General features: G+C 61.9%; 12 protein-coding genes. 5 read left to right on the top strand and 7 right to left on the bottom strand.

All coding sequences use genetic code 11. From position 1 onward, the window contains the following. Window position 1: 1 nt before the first annotated feature. Complete coding sequence (locus tag PQU92_RS12725) at window positions 2-2,338, top strand: glycoside hydrolase family 95 protein (protein WP_272748599.1); 2,337 nt, start codon at window positions 2-4, stop codon at window positions 2,336-2,338. Here PQU92_RS12725 and PQU92_RS12720 read toward each other — a convergent pair. From PQU92_RS12720 to PQU92_RS12690, 7 genes are all read right to left on the bottom strand, one after another. Beyond that, window positions 2,335-3,462 (bottom strand): sialidase family protein, encoded by a 1,128-nt coding sequence (locus PQU92_RS12720; RefSeq protein WP_272748598.1) that lies wholly within the window; start codon window positions 3,460-3,462, stop codon window positions 2,335-2,337. The genes PQU92_RS12725 and PQU92_RS12720 overlap by 4 nt on opposite strands. Further along, on the bottom strand, window positions 3,459-4,739 hold the full coding sequence (locus tag PQU92_RS12715) for an MFS transporter (protein WP_272748597.1): 1,281 nt from the start codon (window positions 4,737-4,739) through the stop codon (window positions 3,459-3,461). Before PQU92_RS12715 ends, PQU92_RS12720 begins: the two co-directional genes overlap by 4 nt. Beyond that, complete coding sequence (locus PQU92_RS12710; RefSeq protein WP_272748596.1) at window positions 4,736-7,477, bottom strand: alpha-L-rhamnosidase; 2,742 nt, start codon at window positions 7,475-7,477, stop codon at window positions 4,736-4,738. Before PQU92_RS12710 ends, PQU92_RS12715 begins: the two co-directional genes overlap by 4 nt. A gap of 151 nt (window positions 7,478-7,628) precedes the next feature. After that, the gene (locus PQU92_RS12705; RefSeq protein WP_272748595.1) at window positions 7,629-8,561 is read right to left on the bottom strand and encodes a dihydrodipicolinate synthase family protein; all 933 of its coding nucleotides are present in this window, start codon (window positions 8,559-8,561) and stop codon (window positions 7,629-7,631) included. A 72-nt stretch (window positions 8,562-8,633) separates the two neighbouring features. Then, complete coding sequence (locus PQU92_RS12700; RefSeq protein ID WP_272748594.1) at window positions 8,634-9,638, bottom strand: alpha/beta hydrolase; 1,005 nt, start codon at window positions 9,636-9,638, stop codon at window positions 8,634-8,636. 9 nt (window positions 9,639-9,647) lie between these two features. Further along, on the bottom strand, window positions 9,648-12,737 hold the full coding sequence (locus PQU92_RS12695; RefSeq protein WP_272748593.1) for a DUF6298 domain-containing protein: 3,090 nt from the start codon (window positions 12,735-12,737) through the stop codon (window positions 9,648-9,650). Window positions 12,738-12,992: 255 nt separating this feature from the next. Beyond that, on the bottom strand, window positions 12,993-14,036 hold the full coding sequence (locus PQU92_RS12690; RefSeq protein ID WP_272748592.1) for a glycoside hydrolase family 43 protein: 1,044 nt from the start codon (window positions 14,034-14,036) through the stop codon (window positions 12,993-12,995). A 589-nt stretch (window positions 14,037-14,625) separates the two neighbouring features. On the opposite strand from PQU92_RS12690, the gene PQU92_RS12685 reads away from it, so the two are divergent. From PQU92_RS12685 to PQU92_RS12670, 4 genes are all read left to right on the top strand, one after another. Next, window positions 14,626-15,312: an AAA family ATPase gene (locus PQU92_RS12685; protein ID WP_272748591.1), complete on the top strand. Its 687-nt coding sequence runs from the start codon at window positions 14,626-14,628 to the stop codon at window positions 15,310-15,312. Then, the gene (locus PQU92_RS12680; RefSeq protein WP_272748590.1) at window positions 15,313-15,651 is read left to right on the top strand and encodes a stability/partitioning determinant; all 339 of its coding nucleotides are present in this window, start codon (window positions 15,313-15,315) and stop codon (window positions 15,649-15,651) included. 3 nt (window positions 15,652-15,654) lie between these two features. Then, window positions 15,655-16,590 carry a replication initiator protein A gene (locus PQU92_RS12675; RefSeq protein WP_272748589.1) on the top strand — a complete coding sequence of 312 codons (936 nt, stop codon included), beginning with the start codon at window positions 15,655-15,657 and terminating at the stop codon, window positions 16,588-16,590. Window positions 16,591-17,257: 667 nt separating this feature from the next. Beyond that, the gene (locus PQU92_RS12670; RefSeq protein WP_438263824.1) at window positions 17,258-19,012 is read left to right on the top strand and encodes a DUF885 domain-containing protein; all 1,755 of its coding nucleotides are present in this window, start codon (window positions 17,258-17,260) and stop codon (window positions 19,010-19,012) included. Window positions 19,013-19,134 lie beyond the last annotated feature (122 nt).

Raw genomic sequence — 19,134 nt, 5'->3', positions numbered from 1 at the left:
CATGATCGATCCGGTAAAACCGTCGCGCCGCGCCGTACTGGCATCGGTCGCTGTCGGGACCGTAGCGCCCACCCTGAAGGCCGCCGAAACGCAAGCCGAACCCCCGCACGACCCCCGTCTGAGCCTGTGGTACGACAAGCCCGCCGCCGTATGGACCGAAGCGCTTCCGGTCGGTAACGGGCGGCTGGGCGCCATGGTCTTCGGCGGCATCAAGCGCGAGCGGCTGCAACTGAACGAAGACACCCTGTGGTCGGGCGGACCCTATCACAACGTCAATCCGAAGGGTCGCGCGGCCATCTTGAGAGTGCGCGAACTGATCTTTTCGGGTCAATATGCCGAGGCTGAAAAGCTGGCCGACGCCGATATCCGTGCCGTGCCGATGCGCATGATGTCCTATCAGAACGCCGGTGACCTGCTGATCGACCTGCCGCGCGTCAACGAAACCTCCGTGAGCGGTTATAAGCGCGAACTGGACCTCAATACCGCCGTCTGCCGCACAAGCTTCACGTCGGAGGGCATCGGTTATGTGCGTGAGGTCATCTCCAGTTTCCCGGCCAATGTCATTGCGGTGTCGCTGACCGCCACGGGTGGGCCGCTCGATGCCGACATCGGCCTGTCGAGCGGTCAGCGCGGCGAGGTCACAACATCCGGTGACGAACTGACCCTGACCGGTGTCAACAACAGCGATTTCGACAATCCCGGACGGCTGAAATTTCAGATTCGGACCCGCGTCGTCACCGACGGTAGGATCGAAGCCTACGGCCCGACCCTGCGCGTGCGCGGCGCGACCTACATCACCGTTTATACGGCGATAGCTACCAGCTATCTATCCCCAGCCAATGTATCGGGCGATCCCGACGCCCTGACCCGCAGCCACATCGCCGCTGTCCGTGCGACGTCGTTCGAGACGCTGAAATCCGCCCATATCACGGACTATCGCAGCCTGTTCGCGCGCGTGGCACTTGAGCTACCCGAAGGGCGCGGCGGCAACCGCACCACCGCCAGCCGCGTCGAAAACGCCGTCGGCCTGAAAGACCCGATGCTGGCCGTGCTCTATTTCCAGTTTGGGCGTTACCTGCTGATCTCGTCGTCGCGTGGCACGTCGCAACCGGCCAATCTGCAAGGTATCTGGAACGAGCTGAACCGACCGCCCTGGGGCAGTAAATATACGCTCAACATCAATGCCGAGATGAACTACTGGCCCGCCGATCCGGCCAATCTGTCCGAATGTCTTGAGCCACTGGTGCGGATGGTCGAGGAACTGTCGGTGACCGGGGCACGCACCGCCCGCGACCTTTATGGCGCCAGCGGCTGGGTAACGCACCACAATACCGACCTGTGGCGAGCGTCGGGACCAATCGACTTCATGCGTACGGGACTTTGGCCGACCGGCGGCGCGTGGTTGTGCGTGCAGTTGTGGGACCATTACGACTACCGGCGCGACATGGCCTTCCTGCGTCGCATCTATCCCCTTATGAAGGGCGCGGCACAGTTTTTCGTCGAAACCCTGCAAACCGATCCGAAGACGGGGATGCTGGTCACCAATCCGTCCAACTCGCCGGAAAACGACCACGGGCGCGGCTCGACCCTGTGCGCCGGTCCGGCCATGGACATGCAGATCCTGCGCGACCTCTTCGACCATACCATAGCCGCCGCCACGATCCTGAAGACCGACAAGGCTTTTGCCGCGCAGTTAAAAACTACACGAAGCCGCCTGCCCCCGGACAAGATCGGCAAGACGGGCCTGCTTCAGGAGTGGCAGGAAGACTGGGACGACACCGCGCACGACCTGCGCCACCGGCACGTTTCGCACCTCTACGGTCTGTTCCCCTCGCAGCAGATCAATATGGATGAGACCCCGGACCTGGCAGTTGCCGCGAAAAAGTCACTCGATCTGCGCGGGGACAACGCCACCGGCTGGGGCGTCGGCTGGCGGCTGAACCTGTGGGCGCAGTTACGTGACGGCGAGCGCGCCCATACGATCCTGCGTAATCTGCTATCACCGAACCTGACCTATCCGAACCTGTTCGACGCCCATCCGCCGTTTCAGATCGACGGCAATTTCGGCGGCGTCCGTGGCATTATCGAAATGCTGATCCAGAGCCGGGCCGAAACCGTTCACCTGCTCCCGGCCCTGCCCAAAGCGTGGCCCGACGGTCGCCTGACCGGCATCCGCCTGCGCGGCGACGTCGAAGCCGACCTGATATGGAAAGACGGCCAGCCCGAACGCCTGACCCTGCGCGCCACAAGGGCCGGACAACGCACCGTCACCTTCGGTGACCGGACGCGCACGGTGTCCCTGACACCGAACGCGCCGACGATCCTAAGTTGGAGTTAGACCAGCTTTTTCGGATCGACGACCACGTGGCGGATGCGGCGGCGACCTACTGTATAGGTGATATGCAGCAACCCGTCCGAGGTCTGGATCACCGCCGGATAGGCATAACCCGACACCAGCGGCTTGTCTTCCAGCGTCAGGACGTTGCGCCAGTGGATACCGTCGTCCGAGAGGGCGATATTGAGCGGCCAGCGGTCGCCCTTGCCCGGCTCGTCCGGGCGATGGCCGGAGTGGTTATAGACCACCAGTTGCCGCCCGTCTTTCAGCGTCACGGCATCGGTGCCGGAACTGGGGTTCGGCAAATCGATGGCCGTGATGCTGCTCCAGGTCAGACCGTTGTCCTTCGACCAGGTCGAGCCGATAACGCCTTGCCGCGTGCGACCGATCGCCTGCAACTGCCCGTCCTTGTGGAACAGAACGCTGGGCTGGATGGCTTCGATGGAGACCTTTGACGGCACATTGGCCGTCTTCGTCCACGTCTTGCCCTTGTCGGTCGAACGTTCGAAGTGAAAGCGCCAGCCCACATTGGTGTCGCCGGTCATGCCTTCGCCGCCTTCGGTGCTCGACGGCGACAGCCACGAGCCATCGGACAGCACCACCGGCTTGTTCTTGATCGGGCCCAATATACCGTCCGGCAGGCGGCGCGGTTTGGTCCACGTCTTGCCGTCATCGGCGGAGCTGATCACCATCCCCCACCAGGCGCTGGGGCTGGGGCCGACCTTGTAGAACAGGTGCAGGTCGCCGGTCGGGTCCTGAAACAGGACCGGGTTCCACGTCGGCAGACGCGTCCCATCGGCCTGAACGCCATTGGCGACCTCGACACTGGGCGACCATTTGCCGTTTTGCAGCCGCGCCACCCAGATACAGACGTCCGGATTGCGCTCCTTGGTGCCGCCGAACCACGCCGCGAGGATGGTTTTGGCCCGCGTCTCGACGATGGTCGAGGCGTGCGGCTCGATATAGGGGGCAGTATCGTAGGTATTGACGCGGCTGAGTATAGCCCCGCCGGGCTTGACAGGTTCGGGTGCAAACTTTTCGGCGTCGGTTTGTTGCGCGCGCAGGGGTAGAGGCAGCGTCATGGCCAGCGCCCCGGCGGCGACGGATTTCAGGAACAGACGTCTCATGTAAACGACTCCACGGATAGATCAGGATCGGGCGCAATCGGTTTGCGCACCACGAAGAGATAAACCAGCGCCGACAGGCTGGCCGCCGCCGCGCCCACCAGAAGGGCAGGTACGAAGCTGCCGGTGGCCTGCACGATATAACCGGTGACGATGGGGGCCAGCGCGCCGCCGATAAAGCCGCCGAAGTTCTGCAAACCACCTAATGAGGCGACCTGTTGTGGCGGTGCGACGGCGGAGACCAGCGCCCACGAGCCGACGCTGGCGACATTGGCGAGGAAGATGACGGCGGAGATACAGGCCAGCGCCAAGGTGTTGCTCTGAACCAGCGCGGCGGGGACGGTGAAGGCCGCCATGCCGAACATCGCTCCGATGGCCAGATATTTGCGCCCCTTGACCGTCGACCCGGTCAGCCTGACCAGCCGGTCGGACAAACCGCCCGCGACCAGACACCCGATAAAGCCGAAAAAGAACGGCACGAAGGCGGCGAAGCCAGACCGGATGGTGTCCATGCCGCGCTCCATCTGGAGGTAGTTGGGCAGCCAGCTCAGGTACAGCCAGTTGAGATAGACCGAGCCGAAGAAGCCGAAGATCATCCCCCAGGTCGTCGCGTGTTTGAACAGCGCGCCCCACGCCTTGATCCCGCCGCCGGTTTTGGTTTCGACCGCCGCCTGCGTGATCGTGGCGCGGTCGTCTTCCGACAGCTTCACCTCGTTTGGATTGCGATAGGCCGCCCACCACAGGGCCGCGACGAATAACCCGGCGACCCCCAGCACGACGAACACCGCGCGCCAGCCCCACAGCACCAGAAACACGCTGAGTAGCGGCGGCGCAATCGCCGTCCCCAGCGGCGAGGCGGAGTTGAACACGCCCGTCGGGAAGCCGCGCTTTTCCGGCGGGAACCAGTCGCTGACCACCCGCGCAGCCGTCGGATATTGCGGCGACTCGCCGACCCCAAGCAGGATGCGCGCACCCAGAAACGTCGCAAAGTTGGTGACCAGCCCGCACAGGGCCTGCGCGATCGACCAGAAGGCGACCCCCACCGTCAGGAACAGGCGCGGCCTATAGCGGTCGATCAGGCCGCCGACCGGCAATTGCGCGATCGCATAGCTCCACGAAAAGGCCGACAGCAGCAGCCCCATTTCGCCGAGCGACAGGCCCATCTCTTCGCGGATGGCGGCATTGGTCACCGACAGGGCGCTGCGGTCGAGATAGTTGAGCGCACCGGTAATTACCAGCAGCACCAGCGACAGACGCTGAACGGAGGTCAAGGATCTCATGCGACGGCCCCTGTAAAGCGATGATGGCCGGACCCGATGAGCTGGGCGACCTTCACCCCCGGCACGATGATGCGGGCCTTGGCCCCCGGCGGGATATCGACCTCCATCTCGATACGCTGACCCTCGCGTATCCACCGGCTGCGCACCTCGCCGAAGACGGTCGTGTGGGCGACATCGGCAGAAGTCAGGCTGCCGACCGGTTTCGGCGCGACCGTGATGACGCGGCCCTCGGCATCGGCGAAATCGACGTGGATGCCGCCGATACCGCCATAGAGCCAGCCTTCGCCGTGCCCCAGCATGAAGTGGTTGAGCGACTTGTTCCAGTCGGCGTTCCACGCCTCGGTCAGGGCCGTCGCCCCCTTGGCCAGCTGATAGCCATAGCTGGGCCGGTCGGTGACCGACAGCATGTCGAACAGCACGTCGTCGCGCCCGTACATCATCAGGGCGCGCACCACATAGTGGAAGCCGACATCGCCGGCCGTCACGCCGTTCTGACTGTCGCGCACGGCCTTGACCAGCGCCGCCAGCACGCGTTGTTCCTGTCCCTTCGGCACGATACCAAGCGCCAGCGGCATGGCATTGGCCGTCTGGCTGTCGCGATCATAACTGCCGACATCGGCCTTGTAGAACCGGGCATTGAAGGCGTCGCGCACCGTGGCGTGGCGGCGTCCGGCGTCGGCGATTTCCGCCGCCGGGCGTTTGAGCACCGTCGCCACCTTACCCAGCGTATCGAGCACCTGAATATAGGTCGCCGTACCGCTCAGGGCGCGGCTGGTCAGTTGCGACGGCCCCAGCTTGCCATTGGGGGCCACGTCGTACCAGTCGCCAAGTCCGAAATCGACGATATGGCCGTCGGCGCGCGAAGCCAGATAGTCGGCATAACGGCGCATGGCCGGATAGCCGTCGGCAAGCAATTGCGGATCACCGTATTGCCGGTAGGCCGCCCACGCCGCCAGCGCCACCGCTCCGCCCCATTCCGGCGAATTGCGCGCGTCCTGATCGCTGCCGTCGGGTTTGAGGAACTGCATATATTCCGGCGCGATGCCCGGCACCATGCCGTCGGCCTTCTGCGTATCGTTGATATCGTGGACCAGTTTTTCATACATCGTCACGGCGTCGCGGTTATAGAAGACCGTCAGAGCGTTGAGATGGTTCTGCTCCAGCCAGCCGAGCTTTTCGCGGTGCGGGCAGTCGGTCAGGACGCTGTAGGCATTGCTCAGCACGGCGCGTTCGATCAGGCGATGGATACGCCCGAACAGCGGATCGCTGCACGCGAAGCGGCCCGCCTCCGGCAGGTCGGTGTAGCAGAACTGCCCCGACAGCGAGAGGACTTCGGCCTGACCGATGCCTGCCCTGCCCTTCGGTGCCGCGCCCTCAACCTGAAGGAAACGGAAGCCGTGATAGTTGAAGCGCGGCACGAAGCGTTCGTCGCCGCGACCGGCCAGCGTGTAATTATACTCAACCGTCCCCTTTTCGCCCCCGGCATTGAAGCTCTTTTGCCGTGCCAGGCCCTGCTCGTCGACGACCTCGCAGGGGGTCAGTTTCACGCTGGCCCCTGCCGGACCGCGCACGATCAGTTCGGGCCGGCCGGCGAAGTTCTGCCCCAGATCGTAGATGAAGACGCCGGGTTTCGGCTCGGTGATAGTGACCGTCTCGAAGCGCTGGTGCTGACGCACCGGCGGGATCGGCTGGGCGCGCAACCTGCCCTTGGGCGCAGGCACTTCCAGCGCTGCTCGCCAGCCATCGGTCGCAGTGTCGGCTACCGTGTCCCAGCCGGATCGTTCGCGCCGCGCATCGACGTCTTCGCCGCCGAAGATCGACGAGAACAGGATCGGCCCCTCGCTGACCTGCCAGCTTTTGTCGCTGACGACCTGTTTCACCGACCCGTCGGCCATAAACAAGCTGAGGTGCAGGCTGAATTTCGGCTTGCCGTAGCTGTGGCTGAACTTGGTCTTGCGACCCTTGACGCGTTCGGCATTGTACATGCCGTTGCCGAGCCACACCCCCAGCCGGTTGCCGCCATTGTTCAGCAACTTTGTCACGTCGTAGGTCGTGTAGTAGATCGTCCGGTCGTATTCGGTCCAGCCGGGATTGAGCAGGCTGTCGGTCACGGGCTTGCCGTTGACGGTCAGTTCGAAATGGCCGAGCCCGGTCACCGATACCACGGCGCGCACGACCTTTCCGGCGTCGAAGTCGGTGCGGAAAATCGGCAATATGGTTTCTTCCGGCGGCGTCAGGACCATGTTCTGCCCGCGCACATGCGTCCCCGGCGCCGGGTCGGCCTTGGCGGCGATCCATTTACCCTGCCACGTCGAAGGGTCGATAATGCCTGTGACGAACGACGCCGTTTCGCTCCATTGCCCGTCGGTGACCACCGCCCAGTAATAGGGGGTATGCGAGGCCAGTTTCAGCGGTGTTTTCGGCTGTGTGTCCAGACGCCCCTTTTGCAGACCGCTGTCCCACACATCGCCCTGACGACGACGCAGAGCCGCCTCGCTTGATGCGACGATCACGCGCGATATCCCCGGCATGACGTCGCGCGCGCCTTCGGGGGCCGTAATCTCCCAGCGAAACCGCGGACGCCGCGTGTCGATACCGAGCGGCGCGGTCAGCCATTCGATACGCAGATTGGCGGGTGTGACCGGTGTAGCGGCCCACACGCCGGCCGGCAGACTGGCCGCCCCGGCCAGCGCCGAGGCCGCACCTATAGCCATACGACGGCTGATGCCCTTCGCCATGTTTCGTCTCCTGTCTAGAGCACGTCCCGATCCGATTGGATCGGAACCGTGCTCTAATTTTTTGTTTTGTCGCGCATTTGCTTCCGAAAACCGTTGCACACTTTTCGGAATGCGCTCACACGGGCCTTTTGGCCTCTGATTTTTAGGTACCTTAAGCCGGTACTTTTAGGCTTTGAATCGCCGCCCGCGCCGTTTCGATCGACGCTTCGATATTATCAAGCACGTCCTCCACCGCCCAGCAACGCGCATAAAGGTCGAAATCCTCCCCCAGTGCGCGCGTATGGGTCGAGGCAAAGGTGCCCAGACGCTGATGATAGCGTTTGGCCAGCGCCGGGTAGCCGAACAGCTCGCACAACGACCCCACCGCCAGTGTCGGCGCGACCTGCGCCGCGACCTGCGGATGGCGCTCGCCGTGCGTCAGCAGCCATTTGTACAGGTCCGGCGCGAAATTGGCGAAGATGCCGCAAAACCCCCGCGCCCCGGCTTTCATGGCGTCGAAAGCGATGGCGGCATTGGCATTGCTGATGGCAAGCCGCGAGCCCTTGGCCAAGGCCAGTCGCCGCTTGACCACCGACAGATCGCACGACACGTCTTTCAGGATCACAAAGCGGTCCATATCGAGGCAATACTGCAATTCGGCATCGCTCAACAGACGTCGCTGCGGTCTGGGGCACTCGTACAGACCGAGATCGATATCGGACGGAAGCGCCTGAACCAGACGATCCAGTTGCGACAGAAACGCCCCCTCGCCTATCCGGTTCGTGATGAGAACCACCGCATCCGCCCCGCTGTCGGCGGCGGCACGCAGATCGGCTTTTTGCGCCTCTTCATCCTCACTGACATGACCCGAGACCAGTACGGGCACCCGGCCCCGGACGGCCTCGACCACGAACCGGCCCAATTCGCGCCGCTCCTGCGGCGACAGGAAAAACATCTCGCTCGACAGGCAGACGGCGAACAGGGCATCGGCACCGTTGGCGATATACCACTCGATCAGACGGCTCAGGCCGTCGTAATCGATGCGGTCATCCGCCGTAAACGGCGTCAGCATGACGGGAACGATACCGTTGATTGCACCCGCCACCTGTGTTCTCCCCTATAATCTTGCCCCTGCGCATCATTATTCATATGACATCACAACACACTGTTCGCCGGGTCAGCTCACCAACCCTTGTTTCCGGGCAAAATCCATGAACAGGCCGGGCCAGGCGGCACACGGCAAACCCACGGTCTTGCGGATACCGAACCCGTGCCCGCCTTCGGTGAACAGATGCAAGGCTACGGGTACCTTGTGCGCTTTCAGCGCCGCGCGGTACTCAACAGAGTTCTCCGGCGGCACACCGGCATCGTCTTCGGCATGAACCAGAAAACACGGCGGCGAGGCAGAAGTGACATTGCGCGCCGCGGTCAGCAGCGCCTCCATCTCCGGTGTCGGGGCCTCACCGAGCAGGTTCTTGCGCGACCCCATATGGGCGACGCCCGGCGTCATCGACTGCACCGGATAGATGGGGGCCGACAGGAAGGGCCGCGCCGACAGGGCATCGGCAGCATCGACAGGCTCATAAGCTTTCGTGCCGAAGCGTGCATTGAGGTCGCAACACAGGTGCCCGCCGGCCGAAAAACCCATATGGGCCACGCGCGCCGGATCGATGCCGAAGTCCGCCGCCCGCTGCCGGATCAGGCGCACGGCGCGCTGAGCGTCGGCCAGAGGCGCGTTGTAGCCCTTGGCCCAACCATCGGCGGGCAGACGGTAAAACAGCACGAAACAGGTAAAGCCCAGCTTCGCGAAATGCCCGGCGATCTCATAGCCTTCGCGGTCGACCACCACCCAGCTATAGCCGCCGCCGGGCGTAATCAGGAGCGCTGCGCCATTGGGTTTGGCCGGGCGAAAGACCGCCATCCGCGGCTGGCTGATTCCCACCGTGAAGCGGTCGTGTATCGCCGGGTCCTTGCTGCGTTCGGTCGTCTTCTCCTGTGGCAGGACCTTAGGCGCACCGGGCGCCCCCTTCGGCCATAAATCGATAGTTCCGGAAGGCTCAGGCCATTCCTCGACCAAAGGACCGGCGGTCGGCGCGGGGCTTTGGGCGCGCGCCGGGGTGACCAAGGCAGCGACCAGTGTCCCGGCAATCAGGTCACGACGACGGGGTTTGAAATCGGTCATATCATCCTCCTATTGCGCCGTTTCCGGCGTCAGCCACGCCGCCCAGCTTTTACCCGCAGGCGCGTTAAGCGGCTGATCGGCGCGCCAGACGCCGCCATCGACCGTACCCGCCGGGGAAATCCATGTCACGCGGAACGCACCCGCGACCTGCGCCGGATCAAGCCGTACCGTCGTACCTTCGGGCGAATAGACCAGCCACGCCCCGGATGGGTGTTTCGACATCCACGCCGTTTCGCGGCCTTCGACCACCGCATCGACGGGTACCAGCCCTGCCCGTTTAGTGTCGGGCAAGGCGGTCTCGATGGCGGACGTCAGGTCCGGATACCGGTCCTGCGTCGTCAGGACCACGATGTGCGGATATCGGTCGCGGTATTCGCGCCACGCCCGGTACTGCATGGGTTTCGTCGTCTTCCACAAACCGTCGCGCATGGCCCCGTACAGCGAGGTCGCCTTCAGTTTTGGCAGGTCGGCAGGCAGACCCGGATTGGCGGCTTTCAGGGCCGCGATATCGGACTCGCGCACGATGTCGTCGGTCTGCTCGCGCGGGGCCTTGTTGATGCCGCTTTTCACCGAATAGAGGCTGCCGTCGGGGCGATAGACCCAGTGGTGGAACTCGACCGCCGCCACCTTCGGCCCGCGCACCGGATCGGCCAGAAGACGATCGAGTTGCGGTTTCGGGATCTTGAGATTGATGAAGACCGGTTTGCGCTTTTCTTTCGACCAGGCCGTGACCTCATCGAACCAGAAATCGAGGAAGCGGTCGTCGCCGGTATATTCCTGATCGATGCCATAGACGACATTGGTCCGGTCTTTCAGCACACCCAGACTGTGGCGGATGTAGCGGCGGTGCAGGTCGCGGCGCAGCGGATCGCTCACGTCGTAGAAGATATTGGCCGCAGGCACTTCGAACGGCAGGCCGGTCGGCTGGATCGTGTTTTCCGGTCGCCACGCGAAATCGGCATAATGGGCGCGGCTTTCGAGCAGATTATGCTGGAAATAGAAGTTGTAATAGAGGATGCGCCCGCGCTGATCGGCCAGCTTTGCAAAGTCGGCGATGCGGTCGAAATACCAGGGATTATATTTCGTCAGGTCGTATTTGCTCAGACCGTCCCACGCCACGCCCTCGCCGCTACGCGCCCACGGCTGCTCCAGCAGCGGGCCCCACACCTCGCCCGTATCGCGTTCGGCCGAGCCGTCGTAATTGTGATTGACGCGCCGCCGGTCGTACCACAACGGATAGAACTGGTTGAACGCCATGCCGGGCTTCATCGCCTCGACCACGGCTTCCAGATCGTCGGTATAGCCGGTCCCCGTCCGTCCCGGCACGTAGCGCACCAGCGCATGCCCGAAGGTCGGCGCGAGCGTCGGCGGAATCTGACCCTGAAACCACGAATAACCCATCACCCCGGTCCAGGCCGGTTGACCGTCGATGACGAAGCGCCCATTTTCGACCTTCAGCGGTCCCTTGGGTGCCGGTTGGGCCGCCGCCTGACGCGCCTCATAGGCCTTGATATCGGCGGCGGTCAGCACCGGTACACCGGTGGCATTCGTCGATACCGCCTGACGTTCCAGCGCCTTCAAACCCGCCTCACCCAGCCGGTCGAACAGTTGCACGCGGTACAGACTGGACGGTCCGATCGGCTCGCCACGATAAAAGTCACGGAAGGCCACAGCACGCGCGTCGGTGACGATACCGTCGCCATGCACAGTGGCCATCGATCCGAAGGCCAGATTCCACGCCCCCGGGGGATTGCGTGCCTCAATATCGGTGGCCTCCGAATTCCACGCCACGGAGTTGGCGGCGGTCCAGCCCGCGCCCTGCCCGTCCGTGTCGCGGTCGGTCAGGCGCAGGGCGTCGCCGCGGATCTTGACCCGGTCGAACAGCACCCCTGAGGCCCAGCTTTCCAGCGGCCCGCTGTCGTCGAGCGACTCTTCGGTGCGACAATCAAGGAAGACGTTGGGTCCGGCGGCGGCGTGGCCGGTCGACAGGTCGTGGCCGCCGTGGCGGCTGAAACAGCGCTGAATCAGGGTCTGCTGGCCCGCCGTGTAGAACATACGGCGGCGGAACCCGCCCACCTCGCCTACAGGATCGAGCGCGGCGATATCCTGAACCGTCACGCGTCGCGCGTCCGGCCCGATATGGACAGCGTAGCTGACGAAATGGCGCGTCTCGACGTCGCGAACCCAGGCGTCCTCGACCTTGTCCAGCCCGATGGCGACCCAGCTATGGTCCTCGTCCTTAGGGCGCTTTGTATCGTAGTTTGACACCAGCCGCAGGTTCTCGATGCCGACCTGACGCAGACGGCCGTCGAAGGCGTAGGTCGAGACATAGGCCCCGTCTTCGGGCACCAGAGTCGTCGTCAGGGGCGCATCGAGCGTCACCGTCTTGTCATTAACGGCGACGATACGGCGCTCCCAGACGATGTCGCGCGTCCCGGGCTGCCAGTGCAGGCGGTTTTCCGGCCGCCAGCCGGGAAACTGATCCATCCCCAGCGCCGCAATCCACGCCTTGGTCGACGGGCGGTGAACCACCACGGCATCCCCGGCTTTCAGACCCGTCGTGTCGGCCAGTTCCAGCGTCACCGTGCCCGTCGGCGCGCGGCCCGACACGGCGCGGCGGGTATTGGCGGTTTCCGTCAGGCTCCCCTCACCCGCTACATCGATCAGGGTGCGACGGTCATGGCCATCGGCGATCAGGATGGTGCCTTTGTCGCCCGTCCCCGATCCGCGCAGAACGATGCCACTGGCTTTGATGCGCACCTGTCCCTTGATGCGATATTCGCCGGGGGCCAGCAGGATTACGCCGCGAATACCGTTGGCATCCGGCTGACGCGTCGCCACAAGATCGATCGCCGCCTGAATCGCTCCACCCGCATCGCCACGCACCGGCTTTACCAGCAGGGTGGGCGCAGGCAACGGCAAAGCCACGCCGCCTCCCGCATAACCTGCGGACGAAAAGTCGATCATCCGCTGGCCATCGGTGGTCATTGCATAGACCAGCCGCCCGTCAGTCCCCGCCGAAATCGTCGGCGCCTCGGCGGTAACGCCACTGGCAATAGCCAACCACAAAGCGGCGGATAACAGGAGGCGCAATTTCATTTGGTCTGACCCTTCGCTGGCGGCATAAGGTTAGGCCACGGCAAAGACGCCCGATCTTTAAGGGATCAAAGACTATAAATTGCCCGGTCCGGCCTTTGGCCTGTTTATATCTGGCCGGCGTTCACCGTCCCTGTAAGCACGATGTTAGCGCTATCTTTGACGCTCTGGCAAGTCAGACCAAGGTATATTTTCAAGACATTCAGGACGCAGGGGGCTCGACCCCCTGCACCCCGAAACCAAATAGCTATCCGATAGCTATTTCAAAAGGCCGTTGGCAACCGGTTCGCCGAAATCGGGGGTACCGTCGGCACGATAGGTGAAATACTGCATACGGGTGTGACGGTTCGGGTCGTGCAGCGGGCTCTTGACCTGCTCATAGTCACGCCCGTGATAGACCAGCACGTCCCTGCCCTTTTCATCGACCGTGAAGCTGTTGTGGCCCGGCCCGAAGACTTTGTTTTTCGCTGAGGTTTTGAATACCGGCTGCTGGGATTTGACCCACGACTCCGGGTTCATCAGGTCGGCATCAGCCTTGGCCGTCAACATGCCCAGGCAATAGTTGGCATCGGTTGCCGCCGCCGAATAGGTCAGGAAAATGCGCCCGTTGCGCACCAGAAAGGCCGGTGCTTCGGCGACCTTATAACCGATGATTTCCCAGTCGAGCGTCGGCACGGTCAGGCGTACCGGCTTGGCCCCCAGCTTGGTCGGCGAGACCAGCGGCGCCAGATACAGATTGCTGTTGGTGGCAATCCCCGGCTCTTTCTGCGCCCAGCACAGATAGCGGACGCCCTTGTGTTCGAAAACCGTCGAGTCGAGGTTGAAACTGTCCCAAGGCATTTCGACCTGCCCCGTCAGGCTCCACTGGCCTTTGAGCGGGTTCTTTTCCTTGCAGGACAGAACGTAGGTGCGGATATGGAACTTGTCGTCGCTGTTGCCGGCGGCGAAATAGAGGTGCCACTGACCGTCGAACCAATGCAGCTCCGGCGCCCAGATATAGCCACCCATCTGACCCGCCGCGGGCCGCTTCCATACCACGACCTCTTCGGCGGTCGTAAAACCGCCCAGGGTCTTCGACCGGCGCAGGATCAGGCGGTCGTATTCCGGGACCGAGGCGGTCATATAGTAATAGCCGTCGCTGTGGCGGAAGATTTGCGCGTCGGCGCGTTGCAGGACGACGGGATTGACGATCGGCGATGCCTTGGCGGCCTGCACGGCTGAGGCTATCGCCAGCCCCGCACCGACGGTCGTTGCGCCCGCAATGAAATGACGACGGGAAAAGGGAGGGTTAGGCTGCGTCATGTCGTCTCCTGACTGTGGGCTGTTGCGCGCGGCGCAATCTAATTTTGTCGGACAATTTTTACAGAGACGGTTGCGCCTTGTCAAACCTGACAAGGTGCCTAGCCCTTGCCGTCAGCTAGCCATTAGCTATCCAACCTGCCTTCACGCAATGGCATTGGATAGCCAGCAGATACCTTCCAGATATCTGATTTAAGTCATTAATTTATATGAATTTATATTTTTTGTAGTTTCGGGGTGTGGGGTCTGCGACCCCACGTCTTCTTAACGTCGCTCACTTCGGATATCCAAAAGATATCTTATTTCTATCGGATAGCCGTCAAACAGCTCCCCTTAAGCTTTCTACAGGCTTTCTGGCACCTTTCTGAAATCTGTTAACTTCCTGTTAGCCATCCGAAAGCTAGATTATTGCTAACCGAAGGCTATCGGACGGGTGTCTGGTAGGTTTCCGTCAGCTTACCGGTAGCTATCTTGTATCTATCGGTAAGCGCTTCGCTGGACCCTCGGGTCGAATCGGCGCAGTTTGCGTTAACACTCTATTAACTTTTTGAGCGCGCCCGCAAGCTATCGGGTAGCTATCCGGGAGCCCGCCATGCCGGTCATTTCGTTCATTTCGCCCAAGGGCGGCGTCGGCAAGACGACGGCGGCGACCCTGATGGCGACGCAACTGGCGCGCAAGGCAAAGGTCATCGTCATCGATGCCGACCCGAACCGTCCGATCCTTGCCTGGTCGCAACTGGCCGACTGCCCGGCCAATATCAGCATCGTATCGGACGCCAATCAGGAAAACATCCTCGACAAGATCGAAGAGGCGGCCGCTGAAGCCCCGTTCGTGGTCGTCGATTGCGAAGGGACGGCGTCGCTGACGGTCGCCTATGCCATCGGAGCGTCGGATCTGGTCGTGGTGCCGACGCAGGGCTCGCAACTGGATGCCAAGCAGGCGGCCAAGGCCCTGAGCCTTATCAAGAATACCGAACGCCAGTCGCGCCGGCCGATCCCGCACGCGGTGCTTTTGACGCGGACCAATCCGGTCATCAAGCCGCGCACGCTCAGCGCCATCCACGAACAACTGCACAGCCACGGCATCAAGCTGTTCAACACGCAACTGCACGAACGTGAATCGTTCAAAGCGATGTTCTCCTTCGGCGGGACACTGGAAACACTCGATCCGAAGCAGGTCGCCAATATCGACAAGGCGATTGCCAATGCCCGCGACTTCGTGTCCGAGGCCATCGAATTGCTGAAAGAAGGCCAAAACCTTCAACAAGAGGTAGCATAAGTGACTGAACGCGCTTCCATTTTTGACGACGATCTCGATTTGTCGGCCTTCACGCCCAAATCAAAGCCCAAGCCCGACAAAGAGGCTCTGCGCGCGGTAGCCGAGGCGCGGGGGTTCCCGTCGCGCGAAGCCGTGGCCGCTGAACCCGTAGCCGCGGAGCCTGTCCTGCAGCGCCGTTACCGCACGGGTCGCAACCGTCAGCTCAATCTCAAGGTCACCGACGAAGCATTGCGCCGCTTCTATGCCCTGGCGGACGCTCAGGGTCTAGTGCTGGGGCAGGTCTTCGAGCAGGCCGTCGAGGTGCTGGAGGCCAAGCTGAAAGCCGAAGGTAAGTTATAAGCCATGGTACGCCGCGCTTCGGAATCGCAGTTCGACCTGTTTATCCCGCTGGTCAGCGACATGTCGCTGAAAGACCAGCGCGAGGTCATGGAGCGGCCCTTTTTCTCGCTCGCCAAGCGCAAGCGCCTCAAGCCGATCGAATATACGTCGCCGGATGGCGATACCTGGGTCAAGGTCTCCGGGAACGCCGAATTCGGCATCGCGACGATCTGGGACGCCGACATCATGATCTGGGCGTCCTCGGCGCTCAACCGGCTGAAAGAGCAGGGGGTCAACGACCTGCCGCGGACGCTAAAAACGACCTCCTACGACCTGCTACGCGCCATCAAGCGCGACACCGGCGGCAAATCCTATCAGGAACTGAACGCAGCGCTGCAACGGCTGGAATCGACGACGATCCAGACCTCTATCCGCGCCCCCAAGCGCAAGGACAAGGCGCAGTTCGGCTGGATTGACGCCTTCCAGCTTGAGGTCGATCCGGTGACCGAGGCGCCGCGCGGCATCTCGATTACTCTGTCGGACTGGGTCTATCAGGGTATTGTCACCGAGCGCTCGCTGCTGACCATGCACCCGGACTACTTTCTGCTAACCGGTGGCATGGAGCGGGCGCTCTACCGCGTGGCGCGTAAACACGCCGGTGACCAGACGGACGGCTGGACGTGCCGAATCTCTTTACTTCATGAGAAAACTGGTTCGGATAGCCCGTTGAAACAGTTCACCTATTTGCTGAAACGCATTCTGGTGAAAAATGCCTTGCCCGAATACGAGATGACCCTGACCAAGACGGCGGACGGTTCGCCCGCCGTGCACTTCATCCGCCGCAATGCCGAGGAACGCGCCAAGGTTCGCGATGCGCTGAAAGCGTTGGAACGTCAGACGCTTGAGGACGAGCGCGCTCTGGAGGTCGATGGCCTTATGCATAAACGGTTTGCCGATTAAATCCTCGGGGGAATGGTGACCGGGATTCGATTTTTTATCGGGGGATCGGTGACTATTGCCACGGGGGATTAAAGACCGAACTATCGGGGGAATGGTGACCGATTCGCTAGCACTGAGTCGGGGGATCGGTGACCCGGACTCGGTTCGGAGTCATTATTGACACTTTTCCTTGGGTTTTTAGGCTCTCAAAGCCTTTTCGGGGGATCGGTGACCGCTTTTGCCGCTTGTTCTATGGTTAAATGCCGTTCACAAGCTGTGGAAAAGCCTTGAATTTTCCGTAACCCCGAACGGGGGAAGAGTGACCGGCCCCACGGGGGAACGGAGACGGCTCACGCGGGGGAACAGTGACGCAAGGACGGGGTATCAGAGATTAATAAAACCTTACACCCCTGATCTGTAAGGGAAAATATGATCGTTTCCAACCTTAACTTACTTAACTAGATTCACTAACACTTCTCTTTAACGCAGAAGATTTGCGGTGATGACCGTGCAATGGCCGGCTTTTGGCGACCTTTGGAGGGTCGCCCAAGCCTGCCAATCGGCGAGGGGAGGGGGGCGTCACCGGGATTTACTGGAAATAACCTGAACCGACATTTCGGTGGCCTCGATCAAAAAACTTGTCAGGTGCCGAGACTCGGCATCAGTGTCGCCGATTATGGCTATCCCGATGACCAACCTCTCAGCCGTTTTAATGGCCGCTGCCTTAAGTACGTTTCCGGTCACCGGGATGGCGCAGACGACCGGTGAGGGCGCGCGCCTGAAAGCCATCTACGGCGCTGAATGGGCGTGGCGAGGGGCCCAGCAGGCCGACAGCGAGGAGACCGAACGCAGCGGCATTGCCAACCGTCTGGCCGATGTCGGGCCGGCGGCGCAAAAACAGCGCCTCAATTACTGGCTGAAGGTGCGGGCGCAGCTACAGGCTATCGACCAGACGGCGCTTAGTCCGCGCGAACGCGACGACTACATGGTTTACAAAACCCAGATCGACGCTTTGATCGACGGGCAGGTCTTTCGCGACTACGAAAAGCCCCTCAATTCCGACTCGGCGTTCTGGAGCGATCTGGCTTACGGGGCTTCGGCGTCATTTCGCACAGAGGCCGATTATCGAAACTATATCAGGCAGTTGAACGACGTCCCGCGCTATTTCGACCAGAATATCGACAATATGCGCGCGGGCCTTAAACGTGGGTTCACGCCACCGAAAGTGACCCTGACGGGGCGTGAGGCCAGTATCGCTCGCGTGGCCGACGCCATACCGCGCGACACGGTCTATTTCAAGCCGTTCCTGAACCTGCCATCGGGTTTCAGTGACTCGCTGAAAGCCGACCTTCAGGCTCAGGCGGAGGCCGCCATCGCCACGCGCGTCATCCCGGCGCATAAAAAACTACTGACCTTTATGGTCACCGACTATATCCCGAAAGCCCGCGCCGGACTGGCGGCCGCGGACCTGCCCGACGGCAAAGACTATTACCAGGCCCAGATACGCGCCTATACCACGCTCGACCTGTCGCCGGACGATATCCACGCCATCGGTCTTCGGGAAGTCGCGAGAATCCGCGCCGACATGCAGACGATCATGACCGAGGTGGGCTTTAAAGGCTCGCTAGGCGAATTTCTGACCTTCCTGCGCACCGACCCTCAGTTTTACGCCCAAACGCCTCAGGACCTGCTCTACAGGGCGGCGTGGGTATCCAAACGTTTCGACGCCAAGGCCGGTGACTATTTCGGCCGCTTGCCGCGACGAAGGTTCGGCATCTATCCGGTCGCGCCGGAGATCGCGCCGTTCTACACCAGCGGACGCGGCGGGCCGGGCGCCTACTGGGTCAATACCTACGATTTGAAATCGCGCCCGCTCTATTCGCTACCGGCCCTGACCTTGCACGAATCGGCGCCGGGCCATGCGTTTCAGATGCCTTTGGCCATGGAAAACAAGGATTTAGCCGATTTCCGCCAGCGGACCTATATCTCGGCCTATGGCGAGGGCTGGGCGCTCTATGCGGAATATCTGGGGCTGGAAATGGGCCTCTACGAGACGCCCTATGAGCGCTTTGGTTACCTGTCCTACCAAATGTGGCGGGCGGCGCGTCTGGTGGTCGATACCGGCATCCATGCCAAAGGCTGGACGCGCGAACAGGCGCAGGCCTTCATGCGCGACAATACTGCGCTCAGCGAGCACGAACTGACGACCGAGGTCGATCGCTATATCACCTGGCCGGGGCAGGCTCTGAGTTATTATCTCGGCTATCTGACCATCAAAGAGGCGCGGCAAAAGGCTGAAGCGGCACTGGGTGACCGGTTCGATATCCGCGCCTTCCACGATACGATCCTCGATCTGGGCAGCGTGCCTTTGCCGCTGGTAACGGCGCGGGTGGATCGCTTTATCACGGATGGGGGCAAGGGGCCCTACTCGGAGACGCCGTAAACCGGTCACCGTTCCCCCGATGATTCGGCCTCAAATCCTTATGCAAACGATAATCCCTGCGGAAGGATTATTTTGTCTTTGATTTTTCGAGATCAGTTTTTATATTATAAATAATCTTATAA

It is taken from the genome of Asticcacaulis aquaticus (assembly GCF_028550415.1).
Classification (GTDB): Bacteria; Pseudomonadota; Alphaproteobacteria; order Caulobacterales; family Caulobacteraceae; genus Asticcacaulis; species Asticcacaulis aquaticus.
This window is presented reverse-complemented; position numbering and strand designations above follow the sequence as displayed.